The 16,208-nt window shown below is 42.5% G+C and carries 18 protein-coding genes; 1 reads left to right on the top strand and 17 read right to left on the bottom strand.

Features of this window, described 5'->3' with window-relative positions; translation table 11 throughout:
- Window positions 1-353: 353 nt before the first annotated feature.
- The 8 genes from spoIVA to AC4CV5_RS14320 all read right to left on the bottom strand — a co-directional run bounded on the left by spoIVA (window position 354) and on the right by AC4CV5_RS14320 (window position 7,512).
- Window positions 354-1,832 (bottom strand): stage IV sporulation protein A, encoded by a 1,479-nt coding sequence (spoIVA, locus tag AC4CV5_RS14355; protein WP_166851312.1) that lies wholly within the window; start codon window positions 1,830-1,832, stop codon window positions 354-356.
- A 188-nt stretch (window positions 1,833-2,020) separates the two neighbouring features.
- Window positions 2,021-2,749, bottom strand: coding sequence for a YphF family lipoprotein (locus AC4CV5_RS14350; RefSeq protein WP_248601961.1), 729 nt, complete (start codon window positions 2,747-2,749; stop codon window positions 2,021-2,023).
- Between the two features lie 21 nt (window positions 2,750-2,770).
- Window positions 2,771-2,974 (bottom strand): DUF2768 domain-containing protein, encoded by a 204-nt coding sequence (locus AC4CV5_RS14345; RefSeq protein WP_003225508.1) that lies wholly within the window; start codon window positions 2,972-2,974, stop codon window positions 2,771-2,773.
- 338 nt (window positions 2,975-3,312) lie between these two features.
- Entirely contained in the window at window positions 3,313-4,350 is a 1,038-nt protein-coding gene (locus tag AC4CV5_RS14340) for an NAD(P)H-dependent glycerol-3-phosphate dehydrogenase (RefSeq protein ID WP_373923202.1), read from the bottom strand.
- A gap of 17 nt (window positions 4,351-4,367) precedes the next feature.
- On the bottom strand, window positions 4,368-5,678 hold the full coding sequence (der, locus tag AC4CV5_RS14335; RefSeq protein WP_166851303.1) for a ribosome biogenesis GTPase Der: 1,311 nt from the start codon (window positions 5,676-5,678) through the stop codon (window positions 4,368-4,370).
- Window positions 5,679-5,831: 153 nt separating this feature from the next.
- Window positions 5,832-6,026 (bottom strand): capping complex subunit for YIEGIA, encoded by a 195-nt coding sequence (locus tag AC4CV5_RS14330; protein WP_004398137.1) that lies wholly within the window; start codon window positions 6,024-6,026, stop codon window positions 5,832-5,834.
- Window positions 6,023-6,916, bottom strand: coding sequence for a YIEGIA family protein (locus AC4CV5_RS14325; protein WP_166851301.1), 894 nt, complete (start codon window positions 6,914-6,916; stop codon window positions 6,023-6,025). Before AC4CV5_RS14325 ends, AC4CV5_RS14330 begins: the two co-directional genes overlap by 4 nt.
- Window positions 6,913-7,512 (bottom strand): YphA family membrane protein, encoded by a 600-nt coding sequence (locus tag AC4CV5_RS14320; RefSeq protein ID WP_166851298.1) that lies wholly within the window; start codon window positions 7,510-7,512, stop codon window positions 6,913-6,915. Before AC4CV5_RS14320 ends, AC4CV5_RS14325 begins: the two co-directional genes overlap by 4 nt.
- A gap of 77 nt (window positions 7,513-7,589) precedes the next feature.
- On the opposite strand from AC4CV5_RS14320, the gene AC4CV5_RS14315 reads away from it, so the two are divergent.
- Window positions 7,590-7,721, top strand: coding sequence for a YpzI family protein (locus tag AC4CV5_RS14315; protein WP_003225499.1), 132 nt, complete (start codon window positions 7,590-7,592; stop codon window positions 7,719-7,721).
- Window positions 7,722-7,763: 42 nt separating this feature from the next.
- Here the strand turns inward: AC4CV5_RS14315 and fni are convergent, their stop codons facing one another.
- The 9 genes from fni to AC4CV5_RS14270 all read right to left on the bottom strand — a co-directional run bounded on the left by fni (window position 7,764) and on the right by AC4CV5_RS14270 (window position 16,143).
- Window positions 7,764-8,813 (bottom strand): type 2 isopentenyl-diphosphate Delta-isomerase, encoded by a 1,050-nt coding sequence (fni, locus tag AC4CV5_RS14310; protein ID WP_166851295.1) that lies wholly within the window; start codon window positions 8,811-8,813, stop codon window positions 7,764-7,766.
- A 12-nt stretch (window positions 8,814-8,825) separates the two neighbouring features.
- Window positions 8,826-9,974: a 30S ribosomal protein S1 gene (gene rpsA, locus AC4CV5_RS14305; protein ID WP_003225495.1), complete on the bottom strand. Its 1,149-nt coding sequence runs from the start codon at window positions 9,972-9,974 to the stop codon at window positions 8,826-8,828.
- A 243-nt stretch (window positions 9,975-10,217) separates the two neighbouring features.
- Window positions 10,218-10,892, bottom strand: a complete 675-nt coding sequence (gene cmk, locus AC4CV5_RS14300; RefSeq protein ID WP_166851292.1) for a (d)CMP kinase — start codon at window positions 10,890-10,892, stop codon at window positions 10,218-10,220.
- A gap of 78 nt (window positions 10,893-10,970) precedes the next feature.
- A complete protein-coding gene (locus tag AC4CV5_RS14295; protein ID WP_166851290.1) occupies window positions 10,971-11,147 on the bottom strand; it encodes a YpfB family protein in 177 nt (58 codons plus the stop codon).
- A 44-nt stretch (window positions 11,148-11,191) separates the two neighbouring features.
- Window positions 11,192-11,845 (bottom strand): cyclic di-GMP receptor DgrA, encoded by a 654-nt coding sequence (dgrA, locus tag AC4CV5_RS14290; RefSeq protein ID WP_166851287.1) that lies wholly within the window; start codon window positions 11,843-11,845, stop codon window positions 11,192-11,194.
- A 93-nt stretch (window positions 11,846-11,938) separates the two neighbouring features.
- Complete coding sequence (ypeB, locus tag AC4CV5_RS14285; RefSeq protein ID WP_373923197.1) at window positions 11,939-13,291, bottom strand: germination protein YpeB; 1,353 nt, start codon at window positions 13,289-13,291, stop codon at window positions 11,939-11,941.
- 35 nt (window positions 13,292-13,326) lie between these two features.
- Window positions 13,327-14,241 carry a spore cortex-lytic enzyme gene (sleB, locus tag AC4CV5_RS14280; protein ID WP_166851280.1) on the bottom strand — a complete coding sequence of 305 codons (915 nt, stop codon included), beginning with the start codon at window positions 14,239-14,241 and terminating at the stop codon, window positions 13,327-13,329.
- Between the two features lie 152 nt (window positions 14,242-14,393).
- Entirely contained in the window at window positions 14,394-15,050 is a 657-nt protein-coding gene (prsW, locus tag AC4CV5_RS14275; RefSeq protein WP_222143083.1) for a glutamic-type intramembrane protease PrsW, read from the bottom strand.
- A 118-nt stretch (window positions 15,051-15,168) separates the two neighbouring features.
- A complete protein-coding gene (locus tag AC4CV5_RS14270) occupies window positions 15,169-16,143 on the bottom strand; it encodes a YpdA family putative bacillithiol disulfide reductase (protein ID WP_490923062.1) in 975 nt (324 codons plus the stop codon).
- Window positions 16,144-16,208: the final 65 nt, after the last annotated feature.

The raw sequence follows: 16,208 nt of genomic DNA, 5'->3' as shown, positions 1-16,208 counted from the left end.
GGAATACATTCAGTTCGTTTATTATCATTTCTTCACAGTTCAGTCTGATTCTAAACCTGTCTCAGAAAAAAATCAGAGCAGGCAAGAGAAAGACAATTAAACGGCTTTTTAAGAAAAACTGCACTCTGAGGAATGTTTGTCCAACAAAGTGAAGAATTTCTGTATGTAGAGTAACACATATAAAAAGCCATATCAAGCATTTTAAAGCGTCAATCCCTTGCTCGTCAAGGATTTAACGTGATTTATCGAACAAATATTCCTTTTTTTCCTTTTTTCATCCTATTCCTTGATCCTTTTCCATTATTAAGAGAAAAGAAAAAAGACCTCCCATTCAATAAAGAGGCCTTCCGGTATTACAGGATGATGGCGATTAAGCCGCCTGAACCTTCGTTTATAATTCTTTCTAACGTTTCTTTTAATTTGTACCGTGCGTTTTCAGGCATTAATGACAGCTTTGCCTGAATCCCTTCTCTCACAATTGAGCTCAGTGATCTTCCGAAGATATCGGAGTTCCAGATGGAGAGCGGATCATCCTCAAAGTCCTGCATTAAATAGCGTACAAGCTCTTCGCTTTGTTTTTCCGTTCCGATAATCGGCGCGAATTCGCTTTCGACGTCTACTTTAATCATATGGATCGACGGAGCGACAGCCTTCAGCCTCACACCGAATCGTGAGCCCTGCCGTATAATTTCCGGCTCATCGAGACTCATATCAGCTAAAGCAGGCGCTGCAATGCCGTATCCCGTCTGTTTGACCATTTTTAAGGCATCGGACACTTGATCATATTCTGTTTTCGCATGAGAAAAGTCTTGCATGAGCTCAAGGAGATGGTCTCTTCCTCTGATTTCAACACCAACCACTTCTTTCAGGATTTGATCATATAATTGGTCCGGCGCATACAAATCAATTTCAGCTACCCCTTGGCCCAGCTCGATTCCGGCTAATCCCGCACTTTCAATGAACTCAAACTCGCTGAATTGGCCGACAACCCTGTCTACATCCCGGAGACGCTTAATATCCTTAACAGTTTCCTTTACGGATTCCTGATAGCTTTCACGCAGCCAATGGTTTTCTTTCAGCACCATTACCCAGCTTGGGAGATTGACATTCACTTCAAGCACCGGAAACTCGTAGAGGGCCTCTCTGAGCACATTCAGCACATCTGATTCCCGCATGCTTTCAACGCTCATTGCCAATACCGGGATATCATATTTTTCGCTTAAATTCTGACGCATGGCTTCTGTTTCCGGGTGATACGGCCTGACTGAATTGATGACCATAATAAAGGGTTTGCCAACCTCTTTCAGCTCTTCAATAACTCTTTCTTCAGCCTCTATATAGTCACTTCTGGCGATATCTCCAATGGTGCCGTCAGTCGTAATGACAACTCCGATGGTCGAGTGTTCTTGAATGACTTTTCGTGTGCCGATTTCAGCAGCCTCATGAAATGGGATCGGTTCTTCGTACCATGGCGTGTTGATCATCCGCGGCCCGTTTTCATCTTCATATCCTTTTGCGCCGGGCACTGTGTAACCTACACAATCTACTAATCTTATATTGACATCGAGTCCGTCTGACACGTGAACAGACATCGCCTGATTCGGAACAAATTTAGGCTCGGTAGTCATAATCGTCTTGCCGGCTGCGCTCTGCGGAAGTTCATCCTGCGCACGGGCCCGGTCTGCTTCGTTACTGATATTCGGGAGCACCACAAGCTCCATAAATTTTTTAATGAACGTGGATTTTCCTGTACGGACAGCACCTACGACTCCTAAGTATATATCGCCTCCTGTTCGTTCAGCGATATCCTTGAAAATATCGACCTTTTCCAAGTGATCCCCTCCCGGACTTCCTATCCTTATCAATTTTATTAAGCTCTTTCAATCAAACACAGGACACTATATGTGTATGACGTTGTCCTATTTCAATATGACAACTTTAGAAAATTTCCCATCCTCAATCTATTAAAGTATAAAAAAACCTTTCTCCCTATTTGTATGCACGGGAAAAAGGTTCATTCCTATTTCATATCATTTTCTAAAAAAACAGGTTCCTGTTTGTCATTTACCGTATATTTCACAGAAAACGCGGGGACAAAGGGGGTTTCTTGCCAAATCATATCCTGGATTTCAGACCCGGGTTTAAACGTTTTTTTGCTTTTTTTGAGGCAAGAAGCCAGCTCAGTCCGGTAATCGGCATATATTTCTCCGTCTCCGTCAATCATAAGCGGCAGAGAATTCCCTGAGATTGGGCTTGTCACTGTAAGAGAGCTTCCATCTCCCAGCTTCTTCTCATCAAGTGTAAATAAATCACGTGATAGCACATCCTTGTAAGGCGGATATTGATGCTCCTGGCGGTACATTTGGACACGCATTTTTACGTCGCGGATTTTTTCAGCCATCTTTAGATCAATCAATTTAACAGTTGGATCGTTCTCTACGTCAACAAGCACGTATTGATAGTCTCCCCCGCTTTCATATGCCGTGCTTGGAGGTTCGGCCATATATCTCGGCGCTAAACGGTTAAAGTCTATCGGATACTTTTGATATAGCGGTGTCGACATATCTTTTGTTTGAATGGGAAGCAGCCCTCCATTTGCCTTTTGAAATTCATCAACAGCAGACTGGACCTGCTTTAGCTGGTCCTGATAAGGAATGGCATGTACACTGCTTTTCCGCTCATTTGGATATAAACAGCCTGATAAAAACACGACTGCCGCAAAAATCATAGCGCACTTCAGTTTACCCATACAGCACTTCCTTTTACAGCTTTATTCATTGACAGGGCCGCTGAATACCACGACAAACACAATAATTCCAGATATGAGCATACACATGAAAGCGAATGACGAAACCGCAATCTTCAGAAAACGGTTTTGGCACTTAAAACGGCTTAAATAGATGGAAGCTACAGCCAGAAACATCAGACCCATGGACCCTAGTGCAAACCACATTTTCATCAATGCCAGACTCAATGACCTGCGCCTCCCTAATATGTATGATGTAAGCGTTATATTTTAATTTTAATATACAGCCCGGGAAAAGATCAACCAGATTTTCCATCCTTTGATAGAACAAAAAAACTGAAGCAAAGAGGGGGACCTTCGCTTCAGTCAACTTGACTATATTCACCTGCACGTTTAAGAAACACTCTCTTGGACTTCGATGCTATAGTATGCGACTTGGCATACAGATGCATCCTCTATTGCCTAAATCGGCAAAATGTTTCAGGAGATCCCAAGACCTGGGTGTCCTTCTGTTTTTCGGGCTTTCGTTCAATTAAGATATGCGATCTCCTATACGATTGACACTTTTACTTCACTTGATTTTCAAACGTATTGACAAGATCCTCCATCTCGTGGGTTTTCCCTCTTGCCATTAAAGATTCAACAGCAGTTTCCACTTTTTGTCCGTTAAATAGTACTTGATGGAGTGCTTCTGTAATCGGCATTTTCACATCATATTTCTTCGAAAGCTGGTAAGCCGCTTTTGTCGTGCGGACGCCTTCGACTACCATTCCCATCTCTTCAAGAACGTCTTCAAGCTTGTACCCTTTTCCGAGCAAATTGCCGGCACGCCAGTTTCTGGAATGAACACTTGTGCACGTCACAATCAGATCGCCTACTCCTGTCAATCCAGAAAACGTCAGGGGATTCCCGCCCATTTTCGTTCCAAGTCTCGCGATTTCGGCAAGTCCGCGAGTAATCAAAGCAGCTTTGGCATTGTCACCATACCCTAAACCGTCTGTGATTCCTGCGGCGAGGGCAATAATATTTTTTAAAGCCCCCCCGATTTCAACTCCGATAACGTCAGGGTTTGTGTAAACCCGGAAATTGTGATTAATAAATAAATCCTGCACCTCTTCTGCTGCCCGCATGCTCTTTGAAGATGCAGTAACTGTCGTCGGATGCCGCAGTCCCACTTCTTCCGCATGGCTTGGTCCGGAAAGGACAACAATATCTTTTCTGACATCGCTAGGGAGCTCAATTTCCATAATCTCAGAAATGCGCAGGAGTGAATCCGGCTCTATGCCCTTGCTGACATGAACAAAGACTGCCTTTTTCGTTATAAAAGGCACAGCCTGTCTCAACACTTCCCGAATCGCTTTTGTCGGAACCGCAACGATTATGAAATCTGCGTCCGAAACAGCTTTCCCTATATCCGTTGTTGCCTCTAATGATTCTGGAAGCTTGACGTTCGGCAAATAATCCTTATTTTCATGCTGATCATTGATTTGATGAATCAGATCTGCACGGTGCCCCCACATGGTTACATCGTGATGATTATCGGCTAACACTAAAGCCAATGCCGTCCCCCAGCTTCCCGCTCCGAGCATAGTGACTCTTTTCATATTTGCTTCACACCTTTTTATTTTCTAGCTCTTGCAAATATTTTGATTGGTGTCCCCTCAAAACCGAACGCATCTCTGATTCGGTTTTCCAAAAAGCGTTCGTACGAAAAATGCATCAATTCCGGATCGTTTACAAACACAACGAAACTCGGCGGCTTCACCGACACTTGAGTTGCGTAATAAATCTTCAAGCGGGAACCGTTATGAGTCGGCGTCGGGTTCATTGCCACAGCATCCATAATGACATCATTCAAGACATTCGTTTGAACTCGAAGCGAGTGGTTTTCGCTTGCTTTGATAATCGCAGGCATGAGCGTATGAATCCGCTTTGTCGTTAAGGCTGACATGAATAGGATTGGCGCATAATCAAGAAATTGAAAATGATCACGGATATTTTCTTCAAATTCTTTCATCGTGCTTTCATCTTTGTCAACAGCATCCCATTTGTTTACGACGATCACGACGGCCTTGCCCGCTTCGTGTGCATAACCGGCGATACGCTTGTCCTGTTCAATAATGCCTTCTTCGCCATCCAGCACAACCGCGACGACTTCGGAGCGGTCAATTGCTTTCAGAGCCCGCAGCACACTGTACTTTTCAGTCGTTTCATAGACTTTCCCTTTTTTTCGCATACCGGCAGTATCGACAATGACAAACTCCTGCTGGTTGTACGTAAATGCCGTATCAACAGCATCTCTTGTCGTTCCCGCCACATTGCTCACAATGACGCGTTCCTCGCCGAGCATCGCGTTCACAAGTGAGGACTTTCCGACATTCGGGCGTCCGATCAGGCAAAACTGAACTACTTCTTCATCATATTTCGTTTCGGGAATGTTTTTAAAATGCTCTGCAACGGCATCCAGTAAATCACCCAGTCCGAGTCCGTGTGTTCCCGAAATTGGATACGGCTCGCCAAAGCCAAGCGAATAAAAATCATAAACATTCGCTCTCATTTCTGTGTTATCCAGTTTATTAACTGCCAAAACAACAGGCTTTTTCGTGCGGTACAAAATTTTTGCTACTTCTTCATCAGCAGCTGTTACGCCTTCACGGCCATTCACCATAAAAATAATGACGTCCGCTTCATCCATGGCGATTTCAGCCTGCTGGCGAATTTGCGCTAAGAACGGCTCATCACCGATATCAATACCGCCAGTATCAATCAAATTAAAATCATAATTCAGCCATTCAGCCGAGCTGTATATCCGATCCCTTGTCACTCCAGGGGTATCTTCTACTATTGAAATTCTTTCTCCCGCAATCCGGTTAAAGATTGTGGATTTTCCTACATTTGGTCTCCCGACAATGGCTACGACAGGTTTACCCATAGTACCCTTCCTTTCGATCCAGCCGCTTTCATTTTTACATAAATTTTCAACCGGTTATTAAAATCATTTCATTCACTTTTATGAAAAGAAACCCTTCAGAGGAAGGGCTTAACTCATTTATTATATCAGTTTTTACTGGGATCACAACTATTCTTAGAAATGTTTCACGATCAAATACACGTCATCTCCAATTCTATGCGCTATTCCATCAAGGATCGCCTCAAGATTTTTAGCGAAAAGCTCCATCTCCTTTTGGTCATTGCAAAAAAAGACAGGCGCTCCCCCCGCAGCCCGGTTTCGGTTCGTCGTGATCACAGACAAAATCACTTTTGTGAGAGATTCGCTCATCCTATCACCTTATCCTGTTTCTTGATAAATTCTGTCGGCATTCTGATCGCGTTTTCCAATGTTGGAACATTGCTGATGATCTGAACAGCCGTTTCGGGGTGGTTAATTTGCGGCAGTACAAAGACTGCCACTCTCCCATCATTTAAATCACGTTTTGCGATGGGTGTCAAAGACGGCTCGCCTGAATCCCGATAAACCCCGAGCACATTGGACACATCAAATAAAATCGCCTGACGCTGCCCTAAATTGGCGATCGTCGCTGCTGAATTAAAGTTTTTTGGCGTTAAAATAAACCCCATACCATGCTTTAAAATCAGCTCTTGTTTCTCCGGAAGCCCGATATTCATCATATAAATATTATCAACAAACAGTCCCGGACCGTCAAAGTGAGGCTTTATGTACTCGATGTCTACAATATCCTTCAACACACTGCCCGACATAAATTTCATTGCCAGCAAAAAACAAACAATAGCCGCTATGACTGCAGCCCAAATGGATAAAAACACATACGCAGAGGTTGTTAAAAGCGCTGTAAAGATCACGATATAATTTCTGCTTTCAAACGCAATGGCAATTCCCTCAATATATGTGCTTCCCCTTGAGACAAGTTCATACGAATCCATTTGCGTCAGCGTGTTCCGCTCCATGTTTCGGACATCTCTAAATTGCGTCGCTGCTAACGTTAAAAATGTGATGGCCGTAAATTCCTCCTGCAAAAGCGCCGGCATAATAATTGCCCCTAACCCAGCAGCTATCAGCCCTAGTGCGATGTGAATCACTTTCCCATGAACATAGGTCGGATACTGGCGGTAATCCGTTTTGAGCATATAAAGCCTTGTCGCGACTCCGGCAATGACCCCGGCAATAATCGGATAGATGTAATCACTCATGACATTTTGGTAGCTCCTTTGTTTGATCTTTTGCTTTTTTGACCAATCTGACTTGCGAGCTGTTCATATTTGGATATGCCAAACAGCAATATCATGCCCGCAGAACACGCATTCAGCCATTGAAAGCCGCCGACAGCCAAGGCCCCGGCGAACTTTTGAATCACAAATGAATACACTAGTTCACCTTGGCACATCCCTAGGACAAATAAGGCAAGCTGCTTCTCGAAATCCCTTTCAACTGAAGCTGCCAAAAGCACTATTAAAATAACGGAAGCCCACTCAGGTTTTATGATGAACCAAACCGGATCATATAATGCAAAAAGATAAACAAACGCATATCCGGCAACAAGCGTCAAATAGACCATGAGATAACGAAAACGATACATTCCCAAATACCCGGCATAGATACACCCGCAGACGAAAAACATCATATAAGCAGCATTCAGGGAAAAATATAAAGTGATGTCATGTATGCTTAAAATAATATTAGTTAAAATAAAGACAGAGACGGCAAATCGTCTTTTCGTCTTCGCAAAAATAAAGGTTGTCAGGACCCACAGAAACCACATTGACCAATAGTAATAAAATTGTTCCATTTTGCTTCCTCCTACTCCCAGTATGGAGTTCAGGCGCATTTTTTAAACAATCCATCTCAACATTAAGGAGTATGATCATGGGAAAAGACAGACAGGAGAAAAAACTCAAAGCTTCGGGCAGAGTCGAATCAGACCGCGACCAGTCCATTCACTATGACGGAGCGACAAGCCTTGAACAAAACGGAAGATTTAAAAAGCGGAAATCTTAATACAAAAAGCCCAAAACTCATTAGGTTTTGGGCTTTTATCATTTATCTCACACTATAGCTGGACGTATCGATCCCTCTCTCTGTGAGCCAGTGATGGGTTTCACCTTTAATCACAAGAGGCGCCTTTTGCAAATCAGCAATCGTTCTGGCGCCCAGCACGGTCATAATCATCTTTAACTCCTCAAGGATCAGCTGAATCTCCTCAAGCAGTCCTTCCTCACCGCTATTTGTCAGCGCTTTTAAAAAGTGTCCTGCCATTCCGGTGCAAGAGGCCCCTAGCGCAATTGCCTTTGCCACATCAAGCGCATCCTGCAGGCCGCCGGAGGCAATCATTGTATTTGCGGGAAACGCAGAGCGAATTTCCGCCAAACTTGCAGCTGTCGAAATACCCCACGAGTTAAAAAAGGAGATTTGCCGCTGTCTTCGGAGATTTTCGATTTTCGAAAAATTCGTCCCCCCGTAGCCGCCAATATCAACAGCTGCAGCACCAGCTTCATACAGCTTCCCTGCTGATTCTTTGCTCATGCCAAAGCCGACTTCTTTCACAATGACTGGCACACTGACCTGGCTGCAAATTTGCTCAATGCGGTCCAGTGCGCCGCTAAAGCTTCTGTCCCCTTCAGGCATCACAATTTCCTGAATCACATTCAAGTGAATCTGCAGCGCATCTGCTTTAATCATATCAACTGCTTCCTTTGCCTGATCAGCTGTCGCCTCGCTTCCCAGATTGGCAAAAATCAGTCCGTTTGGGTTTTCCTTTCGAACGATTTCATACGAAACACGCTCTGAGGGATCTTTTAATGCTGACATCTGTGATCCGACAGCAAGAGGTATTCCAGCTTGACGAGCCGCTCGTGCAAGAGATTTATTAATTTCATATGTAAGTTGTCCGCCGCCGCCAGTCATTGCATTGATAAAAATCGGCGAACTGCTTGAAAGTTCGCCGATTTTTGTGGAAATATCTACTTGTTCTAATGCAAGATCGGGCAGACTGACATGAACAAACGTAATATCATCAAGACCTGTTTCACGCTTTTGGCCGGTGGACAGGGCATGATTGATGTGTTGTCTTTTCCGTTCTGCTCGAGTCACGTTTATCACCAATTATTTTAGTTTATTCAGCTTATCTCCGATCAGGTCTCCAAGCTGGAAGCCAGTGCTTGTTTCTTCCTTCGCCTGATATTGACGGTAATCCTCTTGATCGGCTTTAGGTGCTTCTTCAAGTTCACGCATGCTTAATGAAATGCGCTCCTCATTTTCATTCACATCAAGAACCTTCACTTTTACAGTCTGTCCTTCTTCAAGAACTTCATGCGGCGTGCCGATGTGTTTATTGGAAATTTGAGAAATATGAACGAGACCTTCAACACCTGGAAGGATTTCAACAAAGGCACCGAAGCTGACAAGTCGCTGCACAGTTCCTTCAAGCACATCGCCAGGCTTCACTTTCTCGCCGATTTGGCTCCACGGTCCAGGAAGTGTATCTTTGATAGACAAAGAAATACGTTCATTATCACGGTCTACCGATAATACTTTTACTTTTACTTCTTGTCCCTCTTCAACAACATCAGACGGCTTCTCTACATGGGAGTGTGAGAGCTGTGAAATGTGTACAAGTCCGTCGATACCGCCGATATCAACAAATGCGCCAAAATCAGTCAGGCGCTGCACTTTGCCATCAAGTACACTTCCAACTTCAAGAGACTGAAGAAGTTCTTGTTTTTTATTTGCTTGTTCACTTTCAACAACAGCACGGTGTGAAAGGATGACACGGTTTTTGTCACGGTCAAGCTCTACAACGAGCAGAGACAGTGTTTTTCCTTTATAGTCAGTGAAATCTTCAACGAAATGCGCTTCCACAAGTGATGCTGGAATAAAACCGCGAACGCCGATATCAACGACAAGGCCGCCTTTCACGACATCTTTCACTTCAGCTTCAAACACTTCTTTTGTTTCAAACTTTTTCTCAAGGTCTTCCCAAGCGCGGTCTGCATCAACAGCACGTTTAGATAAAATCAAAGCATCGTCTTCCACTTTTGTTACTTTCAGGTCAAGCTCGTCGTCTACTTTAACAACATCCGATGCTTTCTCTACATGAAGACTTGATAATTCACTGATTGGAATAATGCCAGACTGTTTGACATTGATAATTTCAACATCCACATGTTTGTCCTCTACCTTTGTCACAATCCCTTTAACTACATCTCCAACCTCTGGCACTTGAACATCAATTTGATTCATTTCCTCTGTCATTTGAATAACCTCCTTGGTCCAAACCTACACAGCTTAATTAAAACGGTTTGAAAGCTGAACATATAAACATGCCCGCTTTTTAGCCGAATATGTATTAAAGAATCATCCAAAAAAGTTTTTGAAAGTTTTTTGAATGATCAATAAAAAGTTTTATTAGTATTAACTTCTAATAAAAGGACAGGTTTGTCAAGCAATAACATTCTTTCTTCGTTGAAAAATTCAAAAAAAGTGCATTCGCCATTATCAGCGGGACTTTTGCTCCACTGCCTCAAGGATTTTATCAGCTACCTCTTGAATGGAAAGTGATGTCGTGTCGATTTCCAAAGCGTCTTCTGCTTTGCGCAGAGGAGATACTTCGCGCTCTGAATCAAGCTTGTCTCTTCTTGCAATTTCCTCAATCAATGTTTCATAGTTGACATCGTAGCCTTTTTTCACATTTTCTTCATAACGGCGTTTCGCTCTCTCTTCAACAGATGCCAAAAGAAAAATTTTCACTTCTGCATTTGGCAGCACGTGAGTCCCGATATCACGTCCATCCATAACGACGCCGCCTTTTTCCCCAAGCTGCTGCTGGCGCTTCACCATTTCTTCCCTGACGCTTCTATGCTTAGCTGCTATTGAAACTTGGTTGCTGACTTCGTCTGTTCTGATCGCCTCAGTTACATCGGTGCCGTTAACAAGCACTTTTTGTCCTTCTTTTGTTGTAACCAGTTCAATGTCCGTCCGCTTTAGCAGTTCAGCCAGTTTTTCTTCATTTGTCAGGTCAACGTTTTCTTGTAAAGCCGTGTACGTTATCGCCCGATACATTGCTCCTGTATCAATATATATGTACGATTTTTTCTCAGCCACAATTTTGGCAACGGTGCTTTTCCCCGCAGCTGCCGGGCCGTCAATTGCAATCGATAATTTCTTTTCCATAATTCCTCTCCTTGCTCTTTTCTCCTCTATGGATTGTATCACGAACTTTATGAAAAAGGGTGAAAAATTGATGAATAATTAAGGTTTGAAGGTTTCAATCCTATTGTTCTCCTCCATTTTATCCACCCCTTCATATTGAATCACTTTTGATACATAAGGTTCAATATGCTCATAGTGAAAAAGAATCTGTACACCAAGTAAAATGATGGCCTGAATGAACAATAATTTAATCAGCATCCGTTCAAATATTTTCATCGGAGCACCTCCATCACAAATAGTATGGAAGTCTTTGCCGATGTTTATTCCACCCTTGCCTTTCTTCTCTTATTTAACTGTCGCCGGATGCAATATTGAAGCAGGAACTGCTGGTCACTTGCTGCGATTCCTGTATACTCAAGGGTCATTTTACGTTTCCCTGATTTCGGGTCATCAAAGATTCGTCTGACAACGGTTTCTGTTTCTATTTGACGCGTGTTCTCCTCTTCAGACAGACTGATGATAAGTCGCAATGATTCCCCGGATTGAAAAGAAATGCCATCAGCTAAAATCACGGCGATGCCGCCTGCGCTGATGTTATAGGAAAGAGTGCGGAACTCTTCTTTATTTGCCGGCTGTATGTGCACATCCAATACCGCATCAGATCTTACATACTGGCGGCGCTGGATTCGTTTCATTTTATCACGGGGTGGCACTTCAAGACAGATCATTTGTAGTTTGTCCTTCACTTTACCTTTTATATGGCTTGTAAAACGATAAGGAACTTCGTCTTTGCCTACAAACTCTACCATTACTTCCATATCGTTATGTAAAATCACAGTTCGCCCTGTCACTATATCAACCGGATACGCAATCAAAAGCTCATTGTTTTCCATGCTGACTGCCTTGCTCTTTGCTTTTTTCAATTCATTTCCTTCTATATATTCTAAAAGTACATTTTCTCCAATCTCTATCATTGACTTCACTCTTTCGTATTCAATATACTCGCTTTTTTATTAAAGCACGTAATGAAAAAAAGGAAAAGACATTTAGTCCTTTCCTCCTGTTTTTTATAGGTCTTTATATATAGGTTCTGCATTTTTTAGTTTTTCAACCTTTTCTTCCGATCCGTCCTTGGCATTTATATACATTCTGAATGTGTCATTTTCAATTGTTCCGAGCAGTTCATAGCATAACACTTCTTGGCCAAGTTCATTTGTAATCAAAGCGAGCCTTGTCTCTCTCACTTGTACATTTTTATTTAATTTAGATTTTGCTTCTGCTTCAGTAATAGCCGGCTTAGGTATATCTCTTTTTCTATGGGCTGTTAGGAAATCTCTTGCTGAAAAGCCTACAACCTCACCGTCATCCAAGGCCACTTTCATACGAATCGCTTCCGGATACATCCGGACTTTATTTTCAACAGGAACATATGAAAATACGCCGATTTTATCATATTGGGCACTTTCATCAATTTCCAAATCATCTGTCTCATATCCATTTTTCTTTAAAAAGGCGAGTGCACGGTTCGATCCGTCATTCAAACTGATTTTCTGATCTTTCACTTCTCTGTTTTGGATCAAATATACCGGATGCCCTCCCTTTTTCGTAATATCCATATAAATCGCTGCTTTATGGTCTGGATCTTTCATGCTGATGCTATAAACGTCGCGATTTGTTTTTTTTCCGCTCTTTACCACTTTAATGGAATAATTGTCATCCGGGGCAAAGCGCTCAGCAATTTGTTTTGCTTCCTGTTTGGAAATTTGTTTTCCCTTCAGATGGTCGAAACCTTTCTCTTCTTTTTTGGTGCTGGTGAAACTCGGGCCAAGATCTGTTCCCGTGGAGAATGCACCAACATTTTTTTCAACAGTTTTAAAACTGTTGATAATCGTATTATCACTTTGTTTTTCATCAGAAGCCAGCGCCATCTCTACGTCCATCCAGCGAAGGTTTTTGCTCATGACAAGGTGCTGAACGTGACGCAGTTCATTTTGTATATCTTCGGACTGCTGATATAACTTATTTAGTGACGTATACTCGTTTTTATCAAGCGGTTTTTGATCCAAATCCCTGACTGACGTTTTATAACTGAAATCCCCGATCTTTGATAATAGCTCTTCTGTTTTGTTAAATGGCATTAATGTAAGCGGCAGCTGGCTGACACTGTTATGAGCTTCAGATGTAATCCTCCACACATCTATCAATGCAGGTGACAGTGATTTTTTGCTGTTCATGGCAAGTGTTGTTCCGATTTTATCATGAAGCTGATCCATCTGATAGGTAAGTTCATGAAACGCCCGCTGATAGTTATTTTCAGCATGAAGAAGAACTGCGTCTTTTTCCTGGTGCTCTTTGTATCCCCAGTAGCCTGTACCGACTATTGCAATACCAAGCACGGCGATTAAAATTCCTCTGATCATTTATCACACCTCTTTTTATGCTTTCTCATGTCCTGCTACTCACAGAAAATGTGTTTACCGATTCTTTTAATCTGCGGACGTCCCCAAATCCAAGCACTTGTAGCCGTATCAGGGTTAAAGTAATACAGCGCTTCCTCTGATGGGTCCCATCCATTGATGGCATCCAGCACTGCTTCTCTGGCCGTTTCATTCGGCTGCATGTAAATTTGCCCGTCGGCTACTGCTGTGAAGGCTAGCGGCTCAAAAATAACCCCCGCTACAGAATTCGGAAATAACGGACTGTTCAATCGGTTCAAAATGACTGCTGCAATGGCAACCTGTCCCTCGTACGGCTCGCCCCGGGCTTCACCATAAACTGCCTGAGAAAGGAGCCTGATATCATTGTTGGAAAATCCGCCAGGCATGTTAGCTGCGACCGCATCCTGTTTTCTTGCTTTTGCAGGTGTATTGTTTTGCTGTTGTTTATCCGCTTTAGGTTGCTGCGTTGTTTTTTCCGCAGGCTGTTTCTGCCTTGCTTCTGCTTGTTGTCTTGCCTTTTGTGTTGCAGCTTTTGATGGTTTCGTCTGGTATTTCAGCGGAATTTTTCCGTAATGCGTAAAGGTATTCCCTTTATTAAGCTGTTCCATGACATATTCACGATAGTATTTAGATTTAGATATTAAGGTTTGCTTTGTTTTAGCCCCGACAAGGCCGTCAACCTCTTTTAACCCGAATTGATCCTGAAAGTTTCGAACTGCCCAGTACGTTCCCCATCCATAAACCCCGTCAATTTTTCCGTTGTAGTATCCGTTGTACTGAAGGCGCGCCTGGAGTTCGACCACGTCATCCCCTGTTGCCCCTCTTTGAATGACCTGATTCGAAAAGGCAGAGATGGTTTCAGTATTGATAAACGTCGTTATTGTAAAGGAAAAAAGGATGAGACATGCCATAATCGATCCTTTGGACTTCATCTTTTCAAGCCTCCTACAGCAAATTTTTAAGTGTAATCGTATTTTCTGTAAAGAGGTTATTTTTATACACCCTTTCCTTGTTATCCCTCAGAACATAAAATCTCTTTTGATAAATCGACACACAAAAAAGCCGCACGATTACTGTGCGGCTTCTATACTTGCATCATATTAACGGAACGGGCTTTTTTCGCTTTTCGCAAACCAAACCACCATAAAAATAACATAAATGGAAACATATAATAAATCCAATTGCTGAGTGCTGTCAGGATAAAATCATACGATCCATGCAAAAGTGACGGGAGAGCTAAAGAAAGAATAAGCCACTTCACACGCGCCTTATCAGTGGAAAAACGGGCTTTCCCAAGGTAAAATCCCATAATAACGCCTATTAAGGCATGGCACGAAACAGGCAGGAGCGCCCTTACGAACGCATGCTCCACACCGTGGCCAATTAAATAAAGAATATTTTCGAGGGTAGCAAAACCGAGCGATACACTTGCCCCGTATACAATCCCGTCATAATGCTCATCAAAGTGGGCGTGAGGGTAAACACTGACCATCAGAATAAACCATTTTAATGATTCTTCCAAAAACCCTGAAGTTAAAAAAGAAACGAAAAAGCTTCCGCCTCCCACATTCTCTTTTTCAAGCACGTACTGGATAAACATTGTGGGAAATACAAGAACAACCCCTAGAAAAAACGACCGAAGCACCATATGTACAGGTTCGTTATCATACTGATCTTTTAAATAAAAATAACTTAACAGCGCGATGCCGGGAGCAATTCCTGCAGAGATGATTGCAAACATCAGGCAACCTCTTTCCTTTATATTCCTAAGTCTATCCTACCATGATGTTTATGATTTTACATCTGTCTGAACTTAAAAAAACAAAAAGAGCATACGATTCATCATATGCTCCCCTTCTTTAATGATTTTCTCTTTTTGCGATTTCCGCTGCGATATGTCCTCCGTGAAATCTGCCGTTTTCAATAAATATTTCATTTGCATTGTTCCCTGCAGCAATGACCCCTGCAATAAAAATACCTTTAACGTTCGTTTCCATCGTTTCTTCATTGAAAAACGGGCGTCCTGTTTCTTCATCAATTTCAACACCCATTTTTTCAAGAAATTGATGGTCGGGATGATAGCCTGTCATCGCAAATACAAAATCATTTTTAATGGTGATGAGTTCCTTTTCGCCGGAGCGGAATACAACTTCATCCTCAGTGATTTTTTCGACACTAGCGCCAAATTCCATACGGATTGTACCGTTTCTGACGAGTGATTCAAATTCAGGCAGAATCCATGGCTTAATGCTTGGCGAATACTCCTTGCCCCTGTATAAAACTGTGACACGCGCTCCAGATTTTACGAGTTCAAGGGCAGCGTCTACACTTGAATTTTTCCCGCCGATGACGACAACATCTTTATCAAAGTATGGATGGCCTTCTTTAAAATAATGAAATACTTTCGGCAAATCCTCACCGGGTACATTCATATAGTTTGGATGATCATAGTAGCCTGTTGCAATAATACAATATGGCGTCGTGTAGGTTCCTTTTGACGTCTCTATAACGAATGTATTGTTTTCCGCTTTCGTTACTTTATGCACCATCTCAAACGCATTTACACGGATGTTTTTCCTTTTGACGACTTCCCGGTAATACGACAACGCCTGAATTCTGACAGGCTTTCTGTTTTCCGTAATAAATGCCACGTCTCCGATTTCAAGCTTTTCACTTGAGCTGAAAAAGGTTTGATGCGTCGGATAATTGTAAATACTGTTAACGACATTTCCTTTTTCGATGACGAGGGCATCAATGCCAATTTGTTTTAGGTGAATGGCAGCAGATAGTCCGCAAGGTCCTCCGCCTATAATTATTGCTTTTTCATGAATCATTTCCGTCAACTCCTGCGATTGGCAATTCACTTCATATTTTTCTATTTCCGAATAAAAAAATCTCC

Source organism: Bacillus sp. NS1, from assembly GCF_058248265.1.
Note: the sequence above shows the minus strand (reverse complement) of the source record. Positions and strands in the feature narration are given on the sequence as shown.

Coding starts and splice junctions, on each gene's coding strand:
- AC4CV5_RS14350 (WP_248601961.1), bottom strand. CDS start 2,749: ATGGGTAAACTGAAGTGCGCTATGATTTTTGCGGCAGTCGTGTTTTTA.
- AC4CV5_RS14340 (WP_373923202.1), bottom strand. CDS start 4,350: ATGAAAAGAGTCACTATGCTCGGAGCGGGAAGCTGGGGGACGGCATTG.
- der (WP_166851303.1), bottom strand. CDS start 5,678: ATGGGTAAACCTGTCGTAGCCATTGTCGGGAGACCAAATGTAGGAAAA.
- AC4CV5_RS14330 (WP_004398137.1), bottom strand. CDS start 6,026: ATGAGCGAATCTCTCACAAAAGTGATTTTGTCTGTGATCACGACGAAC.
- AC4CV5_RS14325 (WP_166851301.1), bottom strand. CDS start 6,916: ATGAGTGATTACATCTATCCGATTATTGCCGGGGTCATTGCCGGAGTC.
- AC4CV5_RS14320 (WP_166851298.1), bottom strand. CDS start 7,512: ATGGAACAATTTTATTACTATTGGTCAATGTGGTTTCTGTGGGTCCTG.
- AC4CV5_RS14315 (WP_003225499.1), top strand. CDS start 7,590: ATGGGAAAAGACAGACAGGAGAAAAAACTCAAAGCTTCGGGCAGAGTC.
- rpsA (WP_003225495.1), bottom strand. CDS start 9,974: ATGACAGAGGAAATGAATCAAATTGATGTTCAAGTGCCAGAGGTTGGA.
- cmk (WP_166851292.1), bottom strand. CDS start 10,892: ATGGAAAAGAAATTATCGATTGCAATTGACGGCCCGGCAGCTGCGGGG.
- AC4CV5_RS14295 (WP_166851290.1), bottom strand. CDS start 11,147: ATGAAAATATTTGAACGGATGCTGATTAAATTATTGTTCATTCAGGCC.
- dgrA (WP_166851287.1), bottom strand. CDS start 11,845: ATGATAGAGATTGGAGAAAATGTACTTTTAGAATATATAGAAGGAAAT.
- ypeB (WP_373923197.1), bottom strand. CDS start 13,291: ATGATCAGAGGAATTTTAATCGCCGTGCTTGGTATTGCAATAGTCGGT.
- sleB (WP_166851280.1), bottom strand. CDS start 14,241: ATGAAGTCCAAAGGATCGATTATGGCATGTCTCATCCTTTTTTCCTTT.
- prsW (WP_222143083.1), bottom strand. CDS start 15,050: ATGTTTGCAATCATCTCTGCAGGAATTGCTCCCGGCATCGCGCTGTTA.
- AC4CV5_RS14270 (WP_490923062.1), bottom strand. CDS start 16,143: ATGATTCATGAAAAAGCAATAATTATAGGCGGAGGACCTTGCGGACTA.